Source organism: Geobacillus zalihae NBRC 101842 (assembly GCF_001544135.1).
GTDB lineage: Bacteria > Bacillota > Bacilli > Bacillales > Anoxybacillaceae > Geobacillus > Geobacillus zalihae.
In genome coordinates this window covers 31,750-49,107 of record NZ_BCPV01000028.1, presented here as the reverse complement: position 1 = coordinate 49,107, position 17,358 = coordinate 31,750, and the positions used below count along the sequence as shown (strand labels likewise).

The window sequence follows — 17,358 nt, the reverse complement described above, 5'->3', positions numbered from 1 at the left end:
TTTTTTGGTTGTTATGTACGCATGAAAACTCGCCCGCCGGCGCGCAGGGCGGGCAAGACAATCTTATTGTAGCATGTTCCCTTGCGGCGCGCCACTTGTCAAATGGCATTTTTTCACGCTTTCGTCAAAAAACCCTCTTGCCGATTCGGCAAGAGGGGAGATTTCAGTCGAATTTATTTGGATCGCCGTCAAACGGCTCGTCAGCGACTTTGATCGACTCGGTCGGGCAGCCTTCAAACGCATCCATCATATCGTCGATTAAAATGTCCGGCACTTCGACAATCCCTTGGTTGTCGTCAAGCGTGACGTAGGCAATGCCGTCCTCGTCATAATCGTAAATGTCCGGAGCTGCCGCGCCGCATGCTCCGCAGGCAATACATGTTTCTTTATCGACAATCGTATACTTTGGCATAAAAATCGAACCTCCCCAATTTTTGGAAACGGACGGGTCATCTCCGTGTTGCCTGCTCGGAAATGAACTTTTCACTTTTATAATAAGACCGTTCGCCCCGCTTTTCAACTAAAAAATTGCTCTCCTGTATTTTTACACATATGCCCCTTGTTTATTTTTGTTCCAAAATCGCTTTTTCATTGCAAACGGCTTGTGCAATTTTTGTTACAATAGAGGCGGGGGAGGAATCAAAGATGCGGCACGGTTACGCCTCGTTTTTGCTTGCCCACTGCTTGCGCCGCCTAAACGGTGAACGGACGCTGGCAGCGGTGTACCATTTGTTGTCTGGAAAAAAATCAGCCCAGACGCTGCAAGACTGCAAATGGTTTCAACTTGCGCCGTTTTTCGGCACATGGAAAGACGTGACGATGGACCGATTGGAGGAGGCGGCTCTCGTGCTCGTTCGGAAGCAGCGGGCCGCGCCCGTCCATGACCGGACATATATATTGACGGAAAAAGGGCGGCATTGGCTCGATGAACAGGCGGCATGGTTCCCCCGCTATGTGAACGGCTGGCGCTACCATGAGATCGAGCCGCTTTTTTGGCAGCGGCTGTCGCTCATTGGGCAGACGCTGTCCAACCTCTCCCATGGACAGCGTTTTATCCCCATTTGCCGCGACGAGCGGACGCTGTTATGGGTGAAGCAGTATTTGCTGGACAAGAGATCGCGCCAAACGTTGGCGCGGGCGCTTTATGACGAGCTCACCCGGCTGCTTGCGGCTGTTTCTGAAGAAGCGGCGACGGTGTTTGTGCTCCGGTTGACAAGCGCCCGCCGCATCGGCTGGACGGCGGAGCAAATTGCCGCTTGGCTGCAAAAAGATGTGCTGTATGTGCAGTTTCAGTTTCGCAACGTGCTTCATTATATGATGGCTGAAGCCGAAGCCGGGCGCGCCCCGGTGATGGCCGAGCTGATGGCCGGGCTGGCGCCGGTGCAGCTGACGCAATCGGCGCAAAAAACGTACGAATGGCTGCAAAAAGGAAAGACGATCGACGAAATCGCCGCCCTTCGGCGCTTGAAAAAAAGTACAATCGAGGATCATGTCGTCGAGTTGGCCGCCAATGTGCCCGATTTTTCGATCGCCCCGTTTGTCGCCGCTGAAAGGGCGGCGGCGATCCAGGCCGCGGCGCGGGCGCTCGGGACGCGCAAGCTGAAGCGTATTCGCGAGGCGCTTGGCGGAATAGCGAGTTATTTTGAAATTCGGCTCGTGTTGGCAAAGGAAGTGGGACGTTGGATGAATTAACGAAAACATTGCATGAGCGGTTCGGGCACGCGTCGTTTCGGCCCGGACAGCGCGATGTGATCGAAGACGTGCTCAGCGGGCGCGATGTGCTGGCGATGCTGCCGACTGGAAGCGGCAAATCGCTTTGCTATCAGCTGCCGGCGTATTTCCTCCCGGGGAGCGTGCTCATTGTCTCGCCGCTCGTCTCCTTAATGGAAGATCAAGTCGAGCAGCTGCGCCGGCGCGGTGAAAAGCGCGTTGTCGCGTTCCATAGTTTGCTTGATGCGGAAGAAAAATGGCACGCCCTCACCTCGCTTCCAGATTTTCGCTTTATTTATGCCTCACCGGAAATGCTGCAATCTGAAACGTTTTTGGCGGCGCTCCGGCGCGTGCGTGTTTCGTTGTTTGTCGTCGATGAGGCGCATTGCATTTCACAGTGGGGTTATGATTTTCGCCCGGACTTTTTGAAGCTCGGAGCGGTCCGCCATGCGCTCGGTTCGCCGCCGTGTCTGGCGCTGACGGCGACGGCTACGCCGGAAGTGCAGGAGGACATCATCCGCACGCTCGGGATGGAGCGGGCGCGTCGCCATATTTATTCCGTCGACCGCCCGAACATCGCCTTGGCGGTGGAACGTTGCTTATCGGTTGAGGACAAAGCTGCGCGCTTGGCCGAATGCGCGAAACGGCTCCGAGGACCGGGGATCGTGTACTTTTCAAGCCGGCAGTGGGCTGAAGAAATGGCGCGCCGGCTGGCGCAAAACGGGGCGGGGCGGGTCGCCTATTACCACGCCGGCATGGATGGGGAACAACGGCTGCTTGTGCAGCAACAGTTTTTATATGACGAGCTCGACATTGTTTGTTGCACAAGCGCGTTCGGCATGGGGGTGGACAAAGGAAACGTCCGTTTTGTGCTTCACTTTCATATGCCGGCCCAGCTTGAGGCGTATGTGCAGGAAATCGGGCGCGCCGGGCGTGACGGGGCGCCAAGCCTTGCTGTATTGTTTTACGCGGACGGCGACCGGGCGATCGCCCAGGCGGTCGCCGAAGCGGAGCTTCCCGACTCGGCTGCGCTCCGCGAGTGGTGCCGGCGGCTGCCGGAAGACGCCGTCCGTGGCGGATGGCGCGCTGCGGTTGATGCCGGCGGATTTACGGACATACAAAAACGGCTGTTGGCGTACTTTTTAGAATGGGGACAAACAGCGGCGCCCGAACAGCTGACGGCCGCGGCGAAGGAGCGGCTGTATGAACGGATGGCCGCTGCCATCGAGGCGCGGCGGCGTTGGAAGCGGAAAAAATTGCGCGAAATGGAGGAATGGGTGCACGCCTTTTCATGCCGGCGCGCGGCGATTGTCCGCGCGTTCGGGGAGGAGCTATCGGACAAACCGGATGCTTGCTGCGACAACTGCGGCCTGGAGACGGACCGTTTCATGACGGACGGCCGCCGTCCCGAGGCGGCGCCCGTCCGGCCTTGGCGCGAGGAGCTATGGCATATGTTTTTCGGCGGGAGGCGGCACGATGAGGCGGCAAAGTGAACAAATCAAACAGATGACAGACCGCGAAGTGCTCATCCATCTTTATATTACGCAAGGGTTGCTGCTGCTTTTGGCCGGCGGCAGCTCGCTGTTTTTATTTGCTCGGGAGGAGTGGCGTCGGCTTTGGCAGTTTGAGTTGCGCGATGTGCTCGTGTACGGAGCCGGCGGGGCGGCGTTCGTGCTCGCTGCCGAGTTTTTGGCGATGCGCTATTTGCCGGACGACTGGCATGATGACGGCGGCGTCAATGAAAAAATATTCCGCGGCCGCTCGATTCCGCATCTCTTTTTTTTATGCGCATTCATCGCGGTGACAGAAGAATGGCTGTTTCGCGGCATTGTGCAGACGCATTGGGGGCTCTGGGCGGCAAGCGCCATTTTTGCCGTGCTGCACGTCCGTTATTTGGAAAAATGGTTTTTGTTTATGGTCGTCGTGCTGCTCAGTCTCTTTCTCGGCGTCCTTTACGAACAGACTGACAGCTTATGGGCCGCCATCACCGCTCACTTTTTGATCGATTTTGTGCTTGCTTTACATGTGCGGCTCAAACGGGGGGCAGAGGAAGAAAGGGAGTGAAGCGATGGAAGAAGCATCGGGGCGCCTGGCGCGGAAAAAACGTCCACCGTCAAGCACGGGGGCGCCGCCATCGCGCCTAAAACGGCGGCGGCAAAAAGAGGAGCAAAAACGAAAATACATTCCCGCCCGTTTGCTCGCGTTTTTGTTTTTCACGCTGCCGGCTGCGGTGACGGCTGTTTACTATGCCCAGTCAAAGCCTGGAACGGTCACAGTCGTCCGCCATGAGGAAAGCGGCAGCCGGGAGACGGTGCGCATTATTCAAGAAGATGGCGCGAAGGCGGAACGAACATCAGAGCCGAAGCGCGCCGCGGGTGACGAGGCAAAAAGCGAATCCGACGCGCAGACCATCACCCATGTGGTGGCGGCGAACGAAACGCTTTATAGCATTGCGATGAAATATTACGGCACGCCTACCGCCATGGAGATCATCAAAAAAGAAAACGGCTTGTCAACGAGCCGGCTCGAGCCGGGGCAAACGCTGCGCATTCCACTCCCCGCTCAGACGGAATAAGCGGTTGCGCCCGCCGGCCGAAAAAATGGCCGCGCGCGTTCCCCTTTGTTCTAATCTGTCTGTTGCCCGCATATGATGGACAATAGAATACGGACAAGGGGAGAGCGCCATGACCCGGTTTCCGGATGAATTTTCCCTCGATGAAGTGACAAAAGAAATGTTGCTTGCCGTCATTGAAAAAAAGAAAAAATGGGAGCGGCTTGAAAAGCGGTCGACGCTTTTGCAGGCGGCCGCGTTGGCCGGCTTGGCCGCGTTCCTTCTTTATATCATTGCCAACGCTGCAGCGATCACGGCGTGGAGCGAACGATTCGCCTGGTTTTTTGCCGCCCCGGCCCACATTTTCATCTTGCTCCTGTTATGCACGGTGTATTGGCTGGCTGTTTATTATAAAGGAAAAAGTGAAAAGGCGGAAGACGACTTTCATGCCCTCCGCTGCGAAATTATCCAGAAAAGCATCGATTTATGGAAAAATGAAGAACAATGGAATGGGCGCCACCGGCTGTTTGAATGGCTGAAGCGGGAGTACGACATCAACCTATATTATGAAAACAGCTGAATGGAGGGTCCATCCAGCTGTGTTTTGTTTAGAATATTTTTTTCTGGCTGCGCTCTTCTTTCAAAATTTCCACTGCTTCGCGGAATCGTTGCGCATGGATGATTTCCCGCTCGCGCAAAAAGCGGAGCCCATCGTTTAAATCCGGATCGTCGCTCATGTTGATGATCCATTGGTAGGTGGCGCGCGCTTTCTCTTCAGCGGCGATGTCTTCGTACAAGTCGGTGATAGGGTCGCCTTTTGCTTGAATATACGTCGCCGTAAACGGGTTGCCGGCGGCGTTATGGTAAAAGAGGGCGCGCTCATGATCGACGTAATGAGGCTCAAGGCCGGCTTCTTTCAGCTGCTCCGGTGTCGCGTCTTTCGTCAGTTTGTACACCATTGTCGCGATCATTTCCAAATGAGCGAGTTCTTCGGTGCCGATGTCGTTAAGCAGCCCGATCACTTTCGGGGGCAGCGTATAACGTTGGTTTAAGTAACGGAGCGCAGCAGCGAGCTCCCCGTCCGCTCCGCCGTACTGTTCGATCAAATATTTTGCCAGCCTCGGGTTGCACGTGCTGACGCGGACCGGGTACTGCAATTTTTTTTCATAAATCCACATGATCCGTTCCTCCTTGCGCTCGTGATGGATCAGCTACACTTGCCAAGGCCACGGCGTGTCGTCCCAATTCCACGGGTAGTTCGAATAGCTATGGCCGAACTGCTCAAGCGGGCCGTAGGCGGCTTCAAACTGTTTTTTCAGCTGCTTCCGCTTTTGCGCGAGTTGGTTAAATTGTTGAATCGCCTGGTAATCGGTTGGATGGGTGTCTAAATAAAGCGTGAGCTCAACGAGGGCAAAGTCGACAGCCTGCAGCTCCTCGAGCTGCTCATAATACTCCTTTGGCATTTGTTTCATGAGCCATCACCTTTTGTCTTCGTTTCGTAAGGGCTGTAATACGGGTCGTAAAACACTTGCCAAAGCGTTCCTTTCATTAATGCTTCGCGAAGCGGAAATTGCGGCAAGTTTGGCGGCTGGAATCCGACGTACAAGTTCGGCGCGGTGACGTACGTTTTGACACGGATCGGCGGGCACGGGTCAAACGGGCTGATGTACGGCTCATATTGTTTGCGGGTCGTAAACATAAAACCCCCCCTTTTTTGGCAAAGTTCAGTCTATATGTATGATGGAGCCATGTCGTTCATGCCTGTTTGCCATGACGAATAATGAGGATCGGGTTAAGGAGGAAACCATGGGCCGTCTATCGATGACCGCCATGGCCGCTATTTTGTGCACGTATTTGTTTTTTCGCTGGCTGCCGCCGCTTGAGCCGTTCTCGCTGGAGCGATTTTTGACCGATTTGCTGTTTGCCCCACTGCGGACATGGCTTGCGCTCGTTTGCTTTTGGTTCGGGGCGGCTGCCAACGGGGCGCTCATCCGCGCGGTAGTCGGCGGGACGGTGCGCCTGTTGTCCGGCCGGCGGCTCCGCTTAGGCCAATGGTTGTTCAGCTTGGCGGCGCTCGGCCATTTTTATTGGGCGTTTCGGTTTCATTGGCGGTTGGCGGCGCTTTTTTTCGTTTTTTCCTTTTTTTATGGTATGATGACGATGAGAGACCGCCGGTTGACGAAAGATGACCGGCTTTAGCAGGAGGAAGTATGGTCATCGGGGGAATGATCACGAGTTTTCTTGTTTTGCTTGGTTATATGTGGAAAGAAGCGCACAGCAACCGGGTCCGTCATGTGACGCTGTCATTTCCTCATTTTCCCGACCATTGCCCGCCGCTTACAATTTTTTTTATTTCTGATATTCATCGGCGGGTCGTTTCGTTTCGCATGCTTGAGGAAGTGAGGAGAAAGGCTCACCTCGTCGTGATTGGCGGGGACTTAGTTGAAAAAGGGGTGCCGGAAGCGCGCGTCCGCGAAAATGTGCGCCGGTTGCAAGCGGTCGCTCCCGTTTATTTTGTCTGGGGAAACAATGATGACGAGGTCGACTACGATCTTCAATCATTGCTCGAGGAAGAGCGCGTCCATATGCTCAAAAACAAAGCGAAAGTATGGGAGCACGGCGGTGTGCCGGTCGCGCTCATCGGCGTCGGCGACGTAAGCCGGAAGGAGGCGGATATCGATCGGGCGCTTGAACACGTTCCGCCTCAATCATTTCGTATATTAGCCTGCCATAACCCAGCGATCGTCGCTCGCCTAAGAGAGGAGCAGCACATTTCACTCGTGCTGAGCGGCCATACGCATGGAGGACAAATTCGCTTCTTTTCCATTGGGTTTTATGAAAAAGGAGGGCTCAAATGGCAGGGCAGCACGGCGGTGTTGACGAGTAACGGCTACGGGACGACCGGGGTGCCGCTTCGCCTCGGAGCGCCGGCAGAGACTCATCTCATCACGATTGTGCCCGGAAAACCGACACTCGAGAAAAAATGCTTGTCTAAAACCGGGAAAACGATGTAAACTCATTAATAACAACAAACGAACCAATTGCCGATTGCGTCATACAATAACGGTAAGAGATGGCTCTGTAGGTAAGGAGGGGTGCCGATGCGTCTTGAGCGCTTGACCCACAACAAAATTAAAATTTTCTTGACGTTTGACGATTTGCTGGACCGCGGGTTGACGAAAGACGATTTGTGGAAGGACACGTTTAAAGTCCATCAGCTGTTCCGCGATATGATCGAGGAAGCGAGCGAAGAGCTCGGCTTTGAAGTGAACGGATCGATCGCGGTCGAAGTCTACTCTTTACCGGCACAGGGCATGGTCGTTATCGTCACGAATGAAGGCGACTACGACGACATCGAAGAAGAATTCGCCGACGACTATATCGAAATGCAAGTAACGCTCGATGAGAGCGATGACATATTTTACGAATTCCAAACGTTCGAAGATGTCATCCAGCTCGCTCATCGCCTGCATGCGGTCGGCTGCCTCGACGGCACGCTTTATTCGTACCAAGGCCGCTTTTACTTGCACGTCGCCGAGGAACCGCCGATTCCGCTCGACAACTTTGTCGCCTTGCTGGCCGAGTTTGGCAACCCGGCCACGATAACGATACACCGTGTGCAAGAATATGGGAAACAGTTGATCGAACGGCGCGCCATTGCGCAGCTCGTTCACTATTTCCGGGCCAACTAGGGCGCAGCCAAGACTCCTTTATATGGACAAGGAGTCTATTTTTTCGCGCGAAAGGCTTCCATAAAGCGGTTCGCGCGTTTCATCATTTTTCCTTTGCAGATGCCGACAGAAGGTGTATACTATGACATGGAAGGCGACAAACTATTACAGCGAGCTTATAGGAGGTTTACGTATGGCAGCCGATAAGCATACGGAAGAGAAGGGGCAACAATACGACGTGCTGGCGTCGACACAAATTGTTATACATAGAGCGTTGGAAAAGCTCGGCTATCCGGAAGAGGTGTATGAGCTCTTGAAAGAGCCGATCCGCGTGCTGACCGTTCGCATTCCGGTGCGCATGGACGACGGATCGGTGAAAATTTTTACCGGCTACCGGGCGCAGCATAACGATGCGGTCGGTCCGACGAAAGGCGGCGTGCGTTTCCATCCTGATGTGACGGAACGAGAAGTGAAAGCGCTGTCGATTTGGATGAGCTTAAAGTGCGGCATCGTTGACTTGCCATACGGCGGCGGCAAAGGCGGCATCGTCTGCGACCCGCGCACGATGTCGTTCCGCGAGCTTGAGCGGCTAAGCCGCGGTTATGTGCGAGCCATCAGCCAAATCGTCGGACCGACAAAAGACATTCCGGCGCCGGATGTGTTTACGAACTCGCAAATTATGGCGTGGATGATGGATGAGTACAGCCGAATTCGCGAGTTTGATTCGCCAGGGTTTATCACCGGGAAGCCGCTTGTCCTCGGCGGTTCGCACGGCCGGGAAACGGCGACGGCCAAAGGAGTGACCATTTGCATCCGCGAGGCGGCGAAAAAACGCGGCTTGTCGCTCAAGGGGGCGCGCGTCGTCGTTCAAGGGTTCGGCAACGCCGGCAGCTATTTGGCCAAATTTATGCACGACGCCGGGGCGAAAGTCGTCGGCATTTCCGATGTGTACGGCGCGCTGTACGACCCGAACGGGCTCGACATCGACTATTTGCTTGAACGGCGCGACAGCTTTGGCACGGTGACGAAGCTGTTTAAAAATACGATTTCGAATCAAGAGCTGCTTGAGCTTGATTGCGATATTTTGGTGCCGGCGGCCATCGAAAACCAAATTACGGCCGAAAACGCTCCGCGCATTAAGGCGAGCATCGTCGTCGAGGCGGCGAACGGGCCGACGACGCTTGAGGCGACGGAAATTTTGACGCAGCGCGGCATTTTGCTCGTTCCGGACGTGCTTGCAAGCGCTGGGGGCGTGACGGTGTCGTACTTCGAATGGGTGCAAAACAACCAAGGTTACTATTGGACGGAAGAAGAAGTGGAACAGCGGCTTGAAAAAGTGATGGTCAAAGCGTTCAACAACGTGTATGAAATGGCGCAGACGCGCCGCGTCGACATGCGCCTTGCCGCCTACATGGTCGGCGTCCGCAAAATGGCGGAAGCGTGCCGGTTCCGCGGCTGGGTGTGAGGCGAGCAAGCAGTGATATTTGCAAGCTTTGGTGAAATCCCCTATCATAAGATAGGGGATTTTTTGCTTCATGCGAGGTGGCAAAAACGATGAAAGAGGAGAAAATCATTATTGTCGGCGGCGGTCCGTGCGGGCTGGCGGCGGCGATTGCTTTGCAAGACGCCGGATTTTCGCCGCTGGTGATCGAGAAAGGAAACATCGTCCATTCGATTTATCGGTTTCCGACGCATCAGACGTTTTTCAGCACGAGCGACCGGCTCGAGATCGGCGGGGTGCCGTTTATTACGGAAAACCGGAAGCCGACGAGAAACCAGGCGCTTGCGTATTATCGTGAAGTCGTTGTCCGCAAACAGCTTCGCATCAATACGTTCGAAGAAGTGAAAGCTATTAAGCGCCAGGAAGACGGGACGTTTCTCGTTGAAACCTCAAAAGCGCTATATCGGGCCCGATACGTGGTCGTGGCCACCGGCTATTACGACCATCCGAACTATATGAACGTGCCGGGGGAAGAGCTGCCGAAAGTGATGCATTACTTTAAAGAAGCGCATCCGTACTTCAACACCGACTGCGTTGTCATCGGCGGCAAAAACTCGAGCGTCGACGCGGCGATGGAGCTCGTCAAAGCTGGGGCGCGCGTGACGGTCCTCTACCGGGGCGGGGAATATTCCAAAAGCATTAAGCCGTGGATTTTGCCGGAATTTGATGCCCTTGTGAAAAAAGGCGTCATTCGCATGGAGTTTCATGCCCATGTGAAAGAGATCACGGAAGATGCGGTCATTTACGAAGTGAACGGGGAGACGAAAACGATCAAAAATGATTTCGTGTTCGCCATGACCGGCTACCATCCGGACCATCGCTTCTTGATGAACATCGGGGTGCAGATCGACCCGGAAAGCGGCCGGCCGCATTATGATCCGGAGACGATGGAAACAAACGTGCCGGGGGTGTTTATCGCCGGGGTGATCGCCGCTGGCAACGATGCGAATGAAATTTTTATCGAAAACGGCCGCTTCCATGGAGACGCTATTGCCGCCTGCATCGCCAAGCGCGAACGGGAGGGGTCAGCCAAGCAGCTGCAGTAGCGCTTCTTGGCCAATACATCGACTGGGCATATGACGGCATGCCCTCCTCGAACAATGAACGCTTTGCGGGCAAATGACATTTGCCCGCCGGCGTTCTTGTTCGAGGGAAGAGACAGAAAAGCTTGTGTTCAGCCATATCATTCTTTGGCTCTTCACCAAAAGTTGTACTTGATTTTTTCTGAACATACCCTATTTACGCTTGTGAGGGAAAATCAACAAATCCGTGATTTTGGCACATCTTTGTGCAGGAAACCGCATTGCTTGTCAAGTACATGTTGTGGTGAAGAGCCCATTCTTTGTTTTTTAGTAAAATAATGGATCATCAACACTCGTGTCATGATGCGAAAGCGAGAAAGCGAGGGTGGCTTGCGTGACGAAACGGAAAGTGGTGCTCCTGACAACCGGCGGCACGATTGCGAGCAAGCGAAACGAACGTTCCGGCCGCCTGCGGGCTGGGGCGCTAAGCGGTGAAGAACTCGCGGCGATGTGCCATTTGCCGAAAGAAATTGAAATCATCGTGGAAAGCGTATTTCAATTGCCAAGCATGCATTTGACGTTTTCGCATTGGCTTGAGCTGAAAAAACGGATTGAGGCGCATTTCACCGATCCATCCGTTGATGGCATCGTCGTCACTCACGGAACCGATGCGCTCGAAGAAACGGCCTATTTCCTTGATTTGACGATCGATGACCCGCGGACGATCGTCGTCACCGGTTCGCAGCGGGCGCCGTCTGATTTGGGCAGCGATGTGTACATCAACATCCGCCATGCCATTTACGCCGCGTGCGCCGAGCCGTTGCGTGGGGCGGGGACGGTCGTTGTGTTCAATGAACGCATTTTTGCCGCGAAATACGTGAAAAAAGAACACGCCTCGAACATTCAAGGATTCAACGCTTTCGGCTTCGGCTATTTAGGCATCATTGACAACGATGAGGTGTACGTGTACCAAAAGCCGATCCGACGCGAATATTACAAGCTTGTGCGCCCGCTTCCGCCGGTGGACATTGTGAAATGCTACTTGGAGGCGGACGGCAAGTTCATTAAAGCGGCTCGAGAAAGCGGCGTCGCTGGCATTGTGCTCGAAGGGGTCGGCCGCGGGCAAGTGGCGCCAAAAATGGTCGATGAAATCGTCAAAGCCATCGAAGCGGGGATCAAAGTCGTGGTGACGACGAGCGCCGAGGAAGGGGCGGTGTATACAACGTACGATTACCCCGGCAGCGCCTACGATTTGCATAAGAAAGGGGTTATTCTTGGCAGCGACTATGACGCGAAAAAAGCGCGCATCAAGCTCGCTGTCGCTCTTGCTGCCGACGCCGCCGTTGATGGCTTGTTCGCTTATTAGGCAACAAGCGGCCCAGCAATTCCTCTTTTTTTCTCCCCTGTTTCGTGGTACGATGAAGGTAAAAATGCCAAAGAAACGGGGATCGAGGATGTTTTCGTTGATTTCCGCCGGCGTCGCCCCCGGGGTGGCGCTGCTTAGTTATTTTTATTTAAAGGACGAGTATGAAGCTGAGCCGCTTTCGTTTGTGTTGCGCATGTTTTTGTTCGGCGTCTTGCTTGTGTTTCCGATCATGTTCATCCAATACGTGCTGTCGGCAGAAGGGATCGTCGCGTCGCCGGCAGCCGAGGCGTTTCTTTCCGCTGCGCTCCTTGAGGAGTTTGTCAAATGGTTTGTCGTTTATTTTTTTGTGTATGACCACGACGAATTTGACGAGCCGTATGACGGCATTGTGTACAGCGCCAGCGTCTCGCTTGGATTCGCGACGCTGGAAAACATTTTGTACTTGTTGGCCAACGGAGTGGAGACGGCCATTGCCCGGGCGCTTTTGCCGGTGTCCAGTCATGCGCTCTTTTCCGTCATCATGGGGTTTTATTTCGGCAAGGCGAAGTTTGCCGTAAAAAAGCGCCGCTATTATTTATGGGCGTCGTTTTTGTTGCCGTTTTTCCTTCATGGCGTCTATGACTGGCTGCTGCTCGCCAAAGAGCGTTGGGGCTATTACATGGGTTTGTTTATGCTCGCCTTATGGTGGGCGGCGTTGCGCAAAGTAAAACAAGCGAAAGGATACGCCCGCCCTCAAGCGGTGCCGCCTGTGAAAAGCCAAGCGTAAAAGCTTTGGCTTTTTTCTTTTTTTCGCATAAAAAAGGGAAACGGAAGGAAAATAGGGGTAAAAACGGTGATTGTTGACGGGAGGTTCACATATGGCAAGAAAATGGGTTCTATTCATCGCATTGGCTGTTTGGACATACATTTACCCATCAGGCCATGCTTTCGCGTTTTCCCCGCAAGTGATTCAGCGTGGAGCAGTTGGCGATGATGTCATTGAACTGCAGGCGCGGCTGCAATACCTTGGGTTTTACAACGGCAAAATTGACGGCGTGTTTGGCTGGCGAACGTATTGGGCGTTGCGCAATTTCCAATACGAATACGGCTTGCCGGTCGATGGACTAGCCGGATCGGAGACGAAACGGAAGCTTGTGAACGCTTCAAAATATTACGAGCAGTTTGTGAAAGAGCAAATCCGCCAAGGAAACGATTTCACCCATTACGGCGGCATTCCGCTCAGCCAGCAGGTGAAAAAACGCGGCGGAGGCGGCGGGCGAACGGTGAAAACGACAGCATCCAATGTGCCGAAAGGGTTTTCGCAAAACGACATTCGGCTCATGGCGAACGCTGTCTACGGCGAGGCGCGCGGCGAGCCGTACATCGGGCAAGTGGCGGTTGCCGCCGTTATTTTAAATCGGCTGGAGCATCCGTCGTTTCCGGATACGGTCGCTGGGGTGATTTTTCAGCCCGGCGCGTTTACCGCGGTCGCCGATGGGCAAATTTGGCTGACGCCGAATGAAACGGCGAAAAAAGCGGTGTTGGATGCGATCAACGGCTGGGACCCGACCGGCGGAGCGATTTACTACTTTAACCCAGCCACGGCGACGAGCGCTTGGATTTGGAGCCGCCCGCAAATCAAGCGGATTGGAAACCATATTTTTTGCAAATAAAAGGAGGGAGACGAGATGGTGCGAAACTTACTGATTGCAGCGCTTGTCGTCGCTGTCGTCGGCACTGGCTACTGGGGCTACCGCGAGCATCAGGAAAAAAACGCGATCTTAATTCATGCGGAAAACAATTACCAGCGCGCGTTTCACGATTTAGCCTATCAGATCGATTTGCTGCATGACAAGCTTGGAGCGACGCTGGCAATGAATTCGCACGCTTCATTGTCGCCGGCGCTCGCCGAAGTGTGGAAAATCGCGTCTGAAGCCCATTCTGATGTCGGCCAACTGCCGCTGTCTCTTTTGCCGTTTAACAAGACGCAAGAGTTTTTATCGAAAATCGGCGAGTTCAGCTACCGGACGGCCGTGCGCGATTTGGAAAAAGAACCATTGACGAAAGAAGAGTATAAGACGCTCGAGGCGCTGTACAAAAGCGCTGGCGCGATCCGCCAAGAGTTGCGCAACGTGCAGCATTTAGTGCTGGAAAACAATTTGCGCTGGATGGACGTCGAACTGGCGCTGGCGACGAACGACGAGAAAGGCGACAACATCATTATTGACGGCTTGAAAGCAGTGGAGAAAAATGTTGATACATTCTCAAGTTCGTCCGAGTTCGGCCCGTCGTTCATCGGCCTCGCCAATGAGGAAAAAGGCTTTGTCCGCGCGAAAGGGCGCCCGATTTCCAAAGACGAGGCGAAACGGATCGCCCGCGAGTTTCTCGGCTTAAAAGGAACAGAGAAAATCAAGGTGACGGACAGCGGCAATGGGGCGGATGAGCGTTTTTACAGTTTAACGATTCACGATCCGAAAACAAAGGGCGACATTTATATGGATGTGACGAAAAACGGCGGATATCCGATTTGGGCGTTAAACAGCCGGCCAATCGGCAAGCCGAAGATCAGCTTGCATGAGGCGGCCAACCGTGGGATGGCGTTTTTGCGACGGCATCAATTCACCGGCTTTGAATTGTACGACAGCACGCAATACGATAATGTCGCCGTGCTGACATTTGTCAAAAGCGAAAACGGCGTCCGCATTTACCCGGAAGCGATCCAAATGAAAGTGGCGCTTGACAACGGCCATGTCGTCGGCTTTACGGCGCGCGACTATTTGTCATCGTCCATTCCGCGTCCGTTGCCCAAACCGACGCTCACCGTCGAGGCGGTGAAGAAAAAGGTAAACCCACATTTGAAAGTGATGGAAGAGCGCCAGGCGGTCATTATGAACGATTTGCAAAAACCGGTGCTTTGCTATGAGTTTTTAGGAACGCTTGGCGATGAAACGTATCAACTGTTCATTAACGCCGCAACCGGCCTTGAAGAAAAAGTCGAGAAGCTTGAAAGCGTGGAGCCGAATTACAGATGAAAACAAAGGGAGGAAAAGCTGGGGCTGTCGGCTTTTCCTCTTTTTTTGGTCAAAGGCAGCCGGACGGTATGGTATAATCGTCATGGGACATCATGCGGGTCAGCGAAACGATCGCCGGTTCGGCAGCTGACTGAAAAGGGGAAAAGGAACCATGATGATCAAAATCGGAGATTCGATCCGGCTTGAGCCGTCGGACGGCTCAGCGCGGCAATACCGAAGCAAAGCGCTCGCCGTTGCTGACGGGGCGGTTCATATCAGCTATCCGATCGATGAACAGAGTGGAAAAACCGTTTATTTGTTGAACGGGATGCAGTTTAAAGCGACTTTTGTCGGTCAAGACGGCGGTTTATACATGTTTGATACCGAAGTGAAGGGAAAAATCCGCGATCCGTTGCCGATGGTCGTCTTGGCTTACCCGGGCGAGGAATACGTCGTGCGCATCCAGCGCCGCCGTTATGTGCGGGTGAAAGCGAATGTCGATGCGGCCGTCCATCCGTCTGACAGCGAGTTCGCTCCGTTTGTGACGATGACGGTGGATATCAGCGCCGGCGGCGCCGCCCTCCTTGTGCCGCCGGCGCACGCTCCGCTTCTTCGCCCCGGCATGGCGGTCGAGCTTTGGCTCGTGTTGGCGATGCGCTCCGGCGAATACCATTACGTGCAAACGAAGGCGTCGATTGTGCGCATGGCTGATGACGAGCGCGGCATGGCGAAAATGTCGGTGGAGTTCACAGACCTCGCCCCCCAAGACCGCGTCCGGCTCATTCGCTACAGCTTTGAACGGCAGCTTGAGGAGAGAAAATGGGAGAACGAACAGAATAAATGAGCTGGGCGCGTGGAATACTGCTAGAAAAAATGGGAAGCAGGAGGCTTGCGCCATGAAACGGATCGAACAGCTGTTGTGGAAGCTTGTCGTCATCCAGGCGATTTGTTTGCTAGTCGCCCAATGGCTTGTGTTGTACACGAAAGCGCCCTTGTATATCGGCAAGGTGTACGAATACGAAGGGGTAGCCAAGCCGGAAAAAACGAAAACAGTTGAAACGGCCGTCGACCGTTGACGGCGGATATGGTACAATGAACATGGAAACATGCAGGGTTTTCCTGCATTTTTCTTTGTGCACTCATCAAGCGATTTTCGGTAAAGCAGGAGGAAATGATGAAACGACGAATCAGCATCGCGATCGACGGACCCGCCGCGGCGGGAAAAAGCACGGTCGCCAAACGGATCGCTAGGCGGCTTTCCTACGTATACATCGATACCGGCGCCATGTATCGCGCGCTGACGTACCGGGCGCTTGCATGCGGCGTCGACATCCATGATGAGCAGGCGCTCCTGTCGCTGCTTCGCGATACATCGATTGAGTTGAAACCGTCGCCGCATGGACAGATCGTCCTAGTCAATGGCGACGATGTGACCGACATCATCCGCGGTGAGGCGGTGACGAATGCGGTGTCGCTTGTCGCGAAGCATCCGCTTGTGCGCGAGGAGATGGTCGCCCGCCAACGCGCCTTGGCGGAAGGGGGCGGCGTCGTCATGGACGGGCGCGATATCGGAACGCATGTGCTGCCGAACGCCGAAGTGAAAATTTTCCTGAAAGCGTCGGTCGAGGAGCGGGCGCGGCGCCGGCATGAGGAAAATCTTGCGCGCGGCTTTCCATCCGATCTTGAAAAGCTGAAAGAAGAGATCGCCCGCCGCGACCGGCTCGATTCGGAACGGGAGACAGCGCCGCTTCGCAAGGCGCCGGATGCGGTGGAAATCGATACGACATCGCTGTCGGTTGAGGAAGTGGTGGAGCGGATTATGGAGATTGTCAACGAAAGGATTGGATGACGGTGGACTTTTATTCATTCGCCAAGGGGATCGTCAAGGGAGTGCTCACCCCTTTTTACCGCATTCAAACGATCGGGATTGAACAATTTCCAAAGGAAGGCGGCGTGCTTCTTTGCGCCAACCATATCAGCAACCTAGATCCGCCGGTCATCGGCATTACGGCGCCGCGGCCGATTCGGTTTATGGCGAAAGAAGAGCTGTTTCGTGCTCCGGTCGTGAAAACGCTCGTCAAAAGCTTGCATGCCTTTCCTGTCAAGCGCGGCATGAACGACCGCCAGGCGCTGCGCACGGGGCTTGAGGTGCTGAAGCAAGGCGAAGTGCTCGGCATTTTTCCGGAAGGGACGCGCAGCAAAGACGGCCGGCTGAAAAAGGCGCTGCCCGGCGTTGGCTTTTTCGCTTTGCGCACCGATGCCGCCGTTGTCCCGTGCGCCATTGTCGGCCCGTACCGTCCGTTTGTGCCGCTTAAGGTTGTGTACGGAGCGCCGGTCGATATGGCGCCGCTGCGCGCGCGGAAAGCGAGCCCAGAAGAAGCGGCCGATTACATTATGGATCATATCCGCCGGCTGCTGGAAGAGCATCAGCGGGCATGAAAGGAACAGGCTGTTTGAGGCATCCCTTCCGCCGCCTCAATGAGCATTATAGTACATGTTGATTGAGAAAATATGGTATACTAACTAGAAAAGCGTCCTTATTTTGCC

General features: G+C 54.4%; 22 protein-coding genes. 18 read left to right on the top strand and 4 right to left on the bottom strand.

Annotated features, from left to right (window positions below; translation table 11 throughout):
• Positions 1 to 163 precede the first annotated feature (163 nt).
• Positions 164 to 412, bottom strand: coding sequence for a ferredoxin (locus GZ1_RS09655; RefSeq protein ID WP_008879661.1), 249 nt, complete (start codon positions 410 to 412; stop codon positions 164 to 166).
• Between the two features lie 233 nt (positions 413 to 645).
• On the opposite strand from GZ1_RS09655, the gene GZ1_RS09650 reads away from it, so the two are divergent.
• From GZ1_RS09650 to GZ1_RS09630, 5 genes are all read left to right on the top strand, one after another.
• Entirely contained in the window at positions 646 to 1,692 is a 1,047-nt protein-coding gene (locus GZ1_RS09650; RefSeq protein WP_060788380.1) for a YpbB family protein, read from the top strand.
• Positions 1,680 to 3,203 carry a RecQ family ATP-dependent DNA helicase gene (locus GZ1_RS09645; protein WP_060788379.1) on the top strand — a complete coding sequence of 508 codons (1,524 nt, stop codon included), beginning with the start codon at positions 1,680 to 1,682 and terminating at the stop codon, positions 3,201 to 3,203. Before GZ1_RS09650 ends, GZ1_RS09645 begins: the two co-directional genes overlap by 13 nt.
• Positions 3,187 to 3,774: a CPBP family intramembrane glutamic endopeptidase gene (locus tag GZ1_RS09640; RefSeq protein ID WP_060788378.1), complete on the top strand. Its 588-nt coding sequence runs from the start codon at positions 3,187 to 3,189 to the stop codon at positions 3,772 to 3,774. Before GZ1_RS09645 ends, GZ1_RS09640 begins: the two co-directional genes overlap by 17 nt.
• A 4-nt stretch (positions 3,775 to 3,778) precedes the next feature.
• Entirely contained in the window at positions 3,779 to 4,285 is a 507-nt protein-coding gene (locus GZ1_RS09635; RefSeq protein WP_033004833.1) for a LysM peptidoglycan-binding domain-containing protein, read from the top strand.
• 109 nt (positions 4,286 to 4,394) lie between these two features.
• Positions 4,395 to 4,841: a YpbF family protein gene (locus GZ1_RS09630; RefSeq protein WP_020754064.1), complete on the top strand. Its 447-nt coding sequence runs from the start codon at positions 4,395 to 4,397 to the stop codon at positions 4,839 to 4,841.
• A gap of 28 nt (positions 4,842 to 4,869) precedes the next feature.
• Here GZ1_RS09630 and GZ1_RS09625 read toward each other — a convergent pair whose 3' ends face one another.
• From GZ1_RS09625 to GZ1_RS09615, 3 genes are read right to left on the bottom strand one after another with little or no spacing between them, the layout of a single operon-like run.
• Positions 4,870 to 5,439 carry a manganese catalase family protein gene (locus GZ1_RS09625; RefSeq protein ID WP_020754065.1) on the bottom strand — a complete coding sequence of 190 codons (570 nt, stop codon included), beginning with the start codon at positions 5,437 to 5,439 and terminating at the stop codon, positions 4,870 to 4,872.
• Positions 5,440 to 5,472: 33 nt separating this feature from the next.
• Positions 5,473 to 5,733, bottom strand: a complete 261-nt coding sequence (locus tag GZ1_RS09620) for a spore coat protein CotJB (RefSeq protein ID WP_012820739.1) — start codon at positions 5,731 to 5,733, stop codon at positions 5,473 to 5,475.
• Positions 5,730 to 5,960: a spore coat associated protein CotJA gene (locus tag GZ1_RS09615; protein ID WP_012820740.1), complete on the bottom strand. Its 231-nt coding sequence runs from the start codon at positions 5,958 to 5,960 to the stop codon at positions 5,730 to 5,732. Before GZ1_RS09615 ends, GZ1_RS09620 begins: the two co-directional genes overlap by 4 nt.
• 107 nt (positions 5,961 to 6,067) lie before the next feature.
• Between GZ1_RS09615 and GZ1_RS09610 the strand changes: the two genes are divergently transcribed.
• The 13 genes from GZ1_RS09610 (at position 6,068) to GZ1_RS09550 (ending at position 17,250) form a co-directional block, all read left to right on the top strand.
• Complete coding sequence (locus tag GZ1_RS09610) at positions 6,068 to 6,460, top strand: hypothetical protein (RefSeq protein WP_033004836.1); 393 nt, start codon at positions 6,068 to 6,070, stop codon at positions 6,458 to 6,460.
• An 11-nt stretch (positions 6,461 to 6,471) separates the two neighbouring features.
• Entirely contained in the window at positions 6,472 to 7,275 is an 804-nt protein-coding gene (locus GZ1_RS09605) for a metallophosphoesterase (RefSeq protein ID WP_060788377.1), read from the top strand.
• 87 nt (positions 7,276 to 7,362) lie between these two features.
• Positions 7,363 to 7,953 carry a genetic competence negative regulator gene (locus GZ1_RS09600; RefSeq protein ID WP_033004838.1) on the top strand — a complete coding sequence of 197 codons (591 nt, stop codon included), beginning with the start codon at positions 7,363 to 7,365 and terminating at the stop codon, positions 7,951 to 7,953.
• Positions 7,954 to 8,125: 172 nt separating this feature from the next.
• A complete protein-coding gene (locus GZ1_RS09595; RefSeq protein ID WP_015375281.1) occupies positions 8,126 to 9,397 on the top strand; it encodes a Glu/Leu/Phe/Val family dehydrogenase in 1,272 nt (423 codons plus the stop codon).
• A gap of 89 nt (positions 9,398 to 9,486) precedes the next feature.
• Entirely contained in the window at positions 9,487 to 10,479 is a 993-nt protein-coding gene (locus GZ1_RS09590; RefSeq protein ID WP_015375280.1) for a YpdA family putative bacillithiol disulfide reductase, read from the top strand.
• A gap of 370 nt (positions 10,480 to 10,849) precedes the next feature.
• Positions 10,850 to 11,821: an asparaginase gene (locus GZ1_RS09585; protein WP_012820743.1), complete on the top strand. Its 972-nt coding sequence runs from the start codon at positions 10,850 to 10,852 to the stop codon at positions 11,819 to 11,821.
• A gap of 88 nt (positions 11,822 to 11,909) precedes the next feature.
• Positions 11,910 to 12,587: a glutamic-type intramembrane protease PrsW gene (gene prsW, locus GZ1_RS09580; RefSeq protein ID WP_015375279.1), complete on the top strand. Its 678-nt coding sequence runs from the start codon at positions 11,910 to 11,912 to the stop codon at positions 12,585 to 12,587.
• Between the two features lie 91 nt (positions 12,588 to 12,678).
• A complete protein-coding gene (sleB, locus tag GZ1_RS09575) occupies positions 12,679 to 13,473 on the top strand; it encodes a spore cortex-lytic enzyme (protein WP_060788376.1) in 795 nt (264 codons plus the stop codon).
• A 15-nt stretch (positions 13,474 to 13,488) separates the two neighbouring features.
• Positions 13,489 to 14,832, top strand: a complete 1,344-nt coding sequence (gene ypeB, locus GZ1_RS09570; RefSeq protein ID WP_060788375.1) for a germination protein YpeB — start codon at positions 13,489 to 13,491, stop codon at positions 14,830 to 14,832.
• Between the two features lie 154 nt (positions 14,833 to 14,986).
• Positions 14,987 to 15,655 carry a flagellar brake protein gene (locus GZ1_RS09565; RefSeq protein ID WP_013144878.1) on the top strand — a complete coding sequence of 223 codons (669 nt, stop codon included), beginning with the start codon at positions 14,987 to 14,989 and terminating at the stop codon, positions 15,653 to 15,655.
• 52 nt (positions 15,656 to 15,707) lie between these two features.
• Complete coding sequence (locus tag GZ1_RS09560; RefSeq protein WP_020754079.1) at positions 15,708 to 15,887, top strand: YpfB family protein; 180 nt, start codon at positions 15,708 to 15,710, stop codon at positions 15,885 to 15,887.
• Positions 15,888 to 15,985: 98 nt separating this feature from the next.
• Positions 15,986 to 16,660, top strand: a complete 675-nt coding sequence (cmk, locus tag GZ1_RS09555; protein WP_033004840.1) for a (d)CMP kinase — start codon at positions 15,986 to 15,988, stop codon at positions 16,658 to 16,660.
• Positions 16,657 to 17,250, top strand: a complete 594-nt coding sequence (locus tag GZ1_RS09550; protein ID WP_053414682.1) for a lysophospholipid acyltransferase family protein — start codon at positions 16,657 to 16,659, stop codon at positions 17,248 to 17,250. Before cmk ends, GZ1_RS09550 begins: the two co-directional genes overlap by 4 nt.
• The last annotated feature ends 108 nt before the right edge of the window (positions 17,251 to 17,358 follow it).

Coding starts and splice junctions, on each gene's coding strand:
- GZ1_RS09655 (WP_008879661.1), bottom strand. CDS start 412: ATGCCAAAGTATACGATTGTCGATAAAGAAACATGTATTGCCTGCGGA.
- GZ1_RS09650 (WP_060788380.1), top strand. CDS start 646: ATGCGGCACGGTTACGCCTCGTTTTTGCTTGCCCACTGCTTGCGCCGC.
- GZ1_RS09640 (WP_060788378.1), top strand. CDS start 3,187: ATGAGGCGGCAAAGTGAACAAATCAAACAGATGACAGACCGCGAAGTG.
- GZ1_RS09635 (WP_033004833.1), top strand. CDS start 3,779: ATGGAAGAAGCATCGGGGCGCCTGGCGCGGAAAAAACGTCCACCGTCA.
- GZ1_RS09630 (WP_020754064.1), top strand. CDS start 4,395: ATGACCCGGTTTCCGGATGAATTTTCCCTCGATGAAGTGACAAAAGAA.
- GZ1_RS09625 (WP_020754065.1), bottom strand. CDS start 5,439: ATGTGGATTTATGAAAAAAAATTGCAGTACCCGGTCCGCGTCAGCACG.
- GZ1_RS09620 (WP_012820739.1), bottom strand. CDS start 5,733: ATGAAACAAATGCCAAAGGAGTATTATGAGCAGCTCGAGGAGCTGCAG.
- GZ1_RS09615 (WP_012820740.1), bottom strand. CDS start 5,960: ATGTTTACGACCCGCAAACAATATGAGCCGTACATCAGCCCGTTTGAC.
- GZ1_RS09610 (WP_033004836.1), top strand. CDS start 6,068: ATGGGCCGTCTATCGATGACCGCCATGGCCGCTATTTTGTGCACGTAT.
- GZ1_RS09605 (WP_060788377.1), top strand. CDS start 6,472: ATGGTCATCGGGGGAATGATCACGAGTTTTCTTGTTTTGCTTGGTTAT.
- GZ1_RS09600 (WP_033004838.1), top strand. CDS start 7,363: ATGCGTCTTGAGCGCTTGACCCACAACAAAATTAAAATTTTCTTGACG.
- GZ1_RS09595 (WP_015375281.1), top strand. CDS start 8,126: ATGGCAGCCGATAAGCATACGGAAGAGAAGGGGCAACAATACGACGTG.
- GZ1_RS09590 (WP_015375280.1), top strand. CDS start 9,487: ATGAAAGAGGAGAAAATCATTATTGTCGGCGGCGGTCCGTGCGGGCTG.
- prsW (WP_015375279.1), top strand. CDS start 11,910: ATGTTTTCGTTGATTTCCGCCGGCGTCGCCCCCGGGGTGGCGCTGCTT.
- sleB (WP_060788376.1), top strand. CDS start 12,679: ATGGCAAGAAAATGGGTTCTATTCATCGCATTGGCTGTTTGGACATAC.
- ypeB (WP_060788375.1), top strand. CDS start 13,489: ATGGTGCGAAACTTACTGATTGCAGCGCTTGTCGTCGCTGTCGTCGGC.
- GZ1_RS09565 (WP_013144878.1), top strand. CDS start 14,987: ATGATCAAAATCGGAGATTCGATCCGGCTTGAGCCGTCGGACGGCTCA.
- GZ1_RS09560 (WP_020754079.1), top strand. CDS start 15,708: ATGAAACGGATCGAACAGCTGTTGTGGAAGCTTGTCGTCATCCAGGCG.
- cmk (WP_033004840.1), top strand. CDS start 15,986: ATGAAACGACGAATCAGCATCGCGATCGACGGACCCGCCGCGGCGGGA.
- GZ1_RS09550 (WP_053414682.1), top strand. CDS start 16,657: ATGACGGTGGACTTTTATTCATTCGCCAAGGGGATCGTCAAGGGAGTG.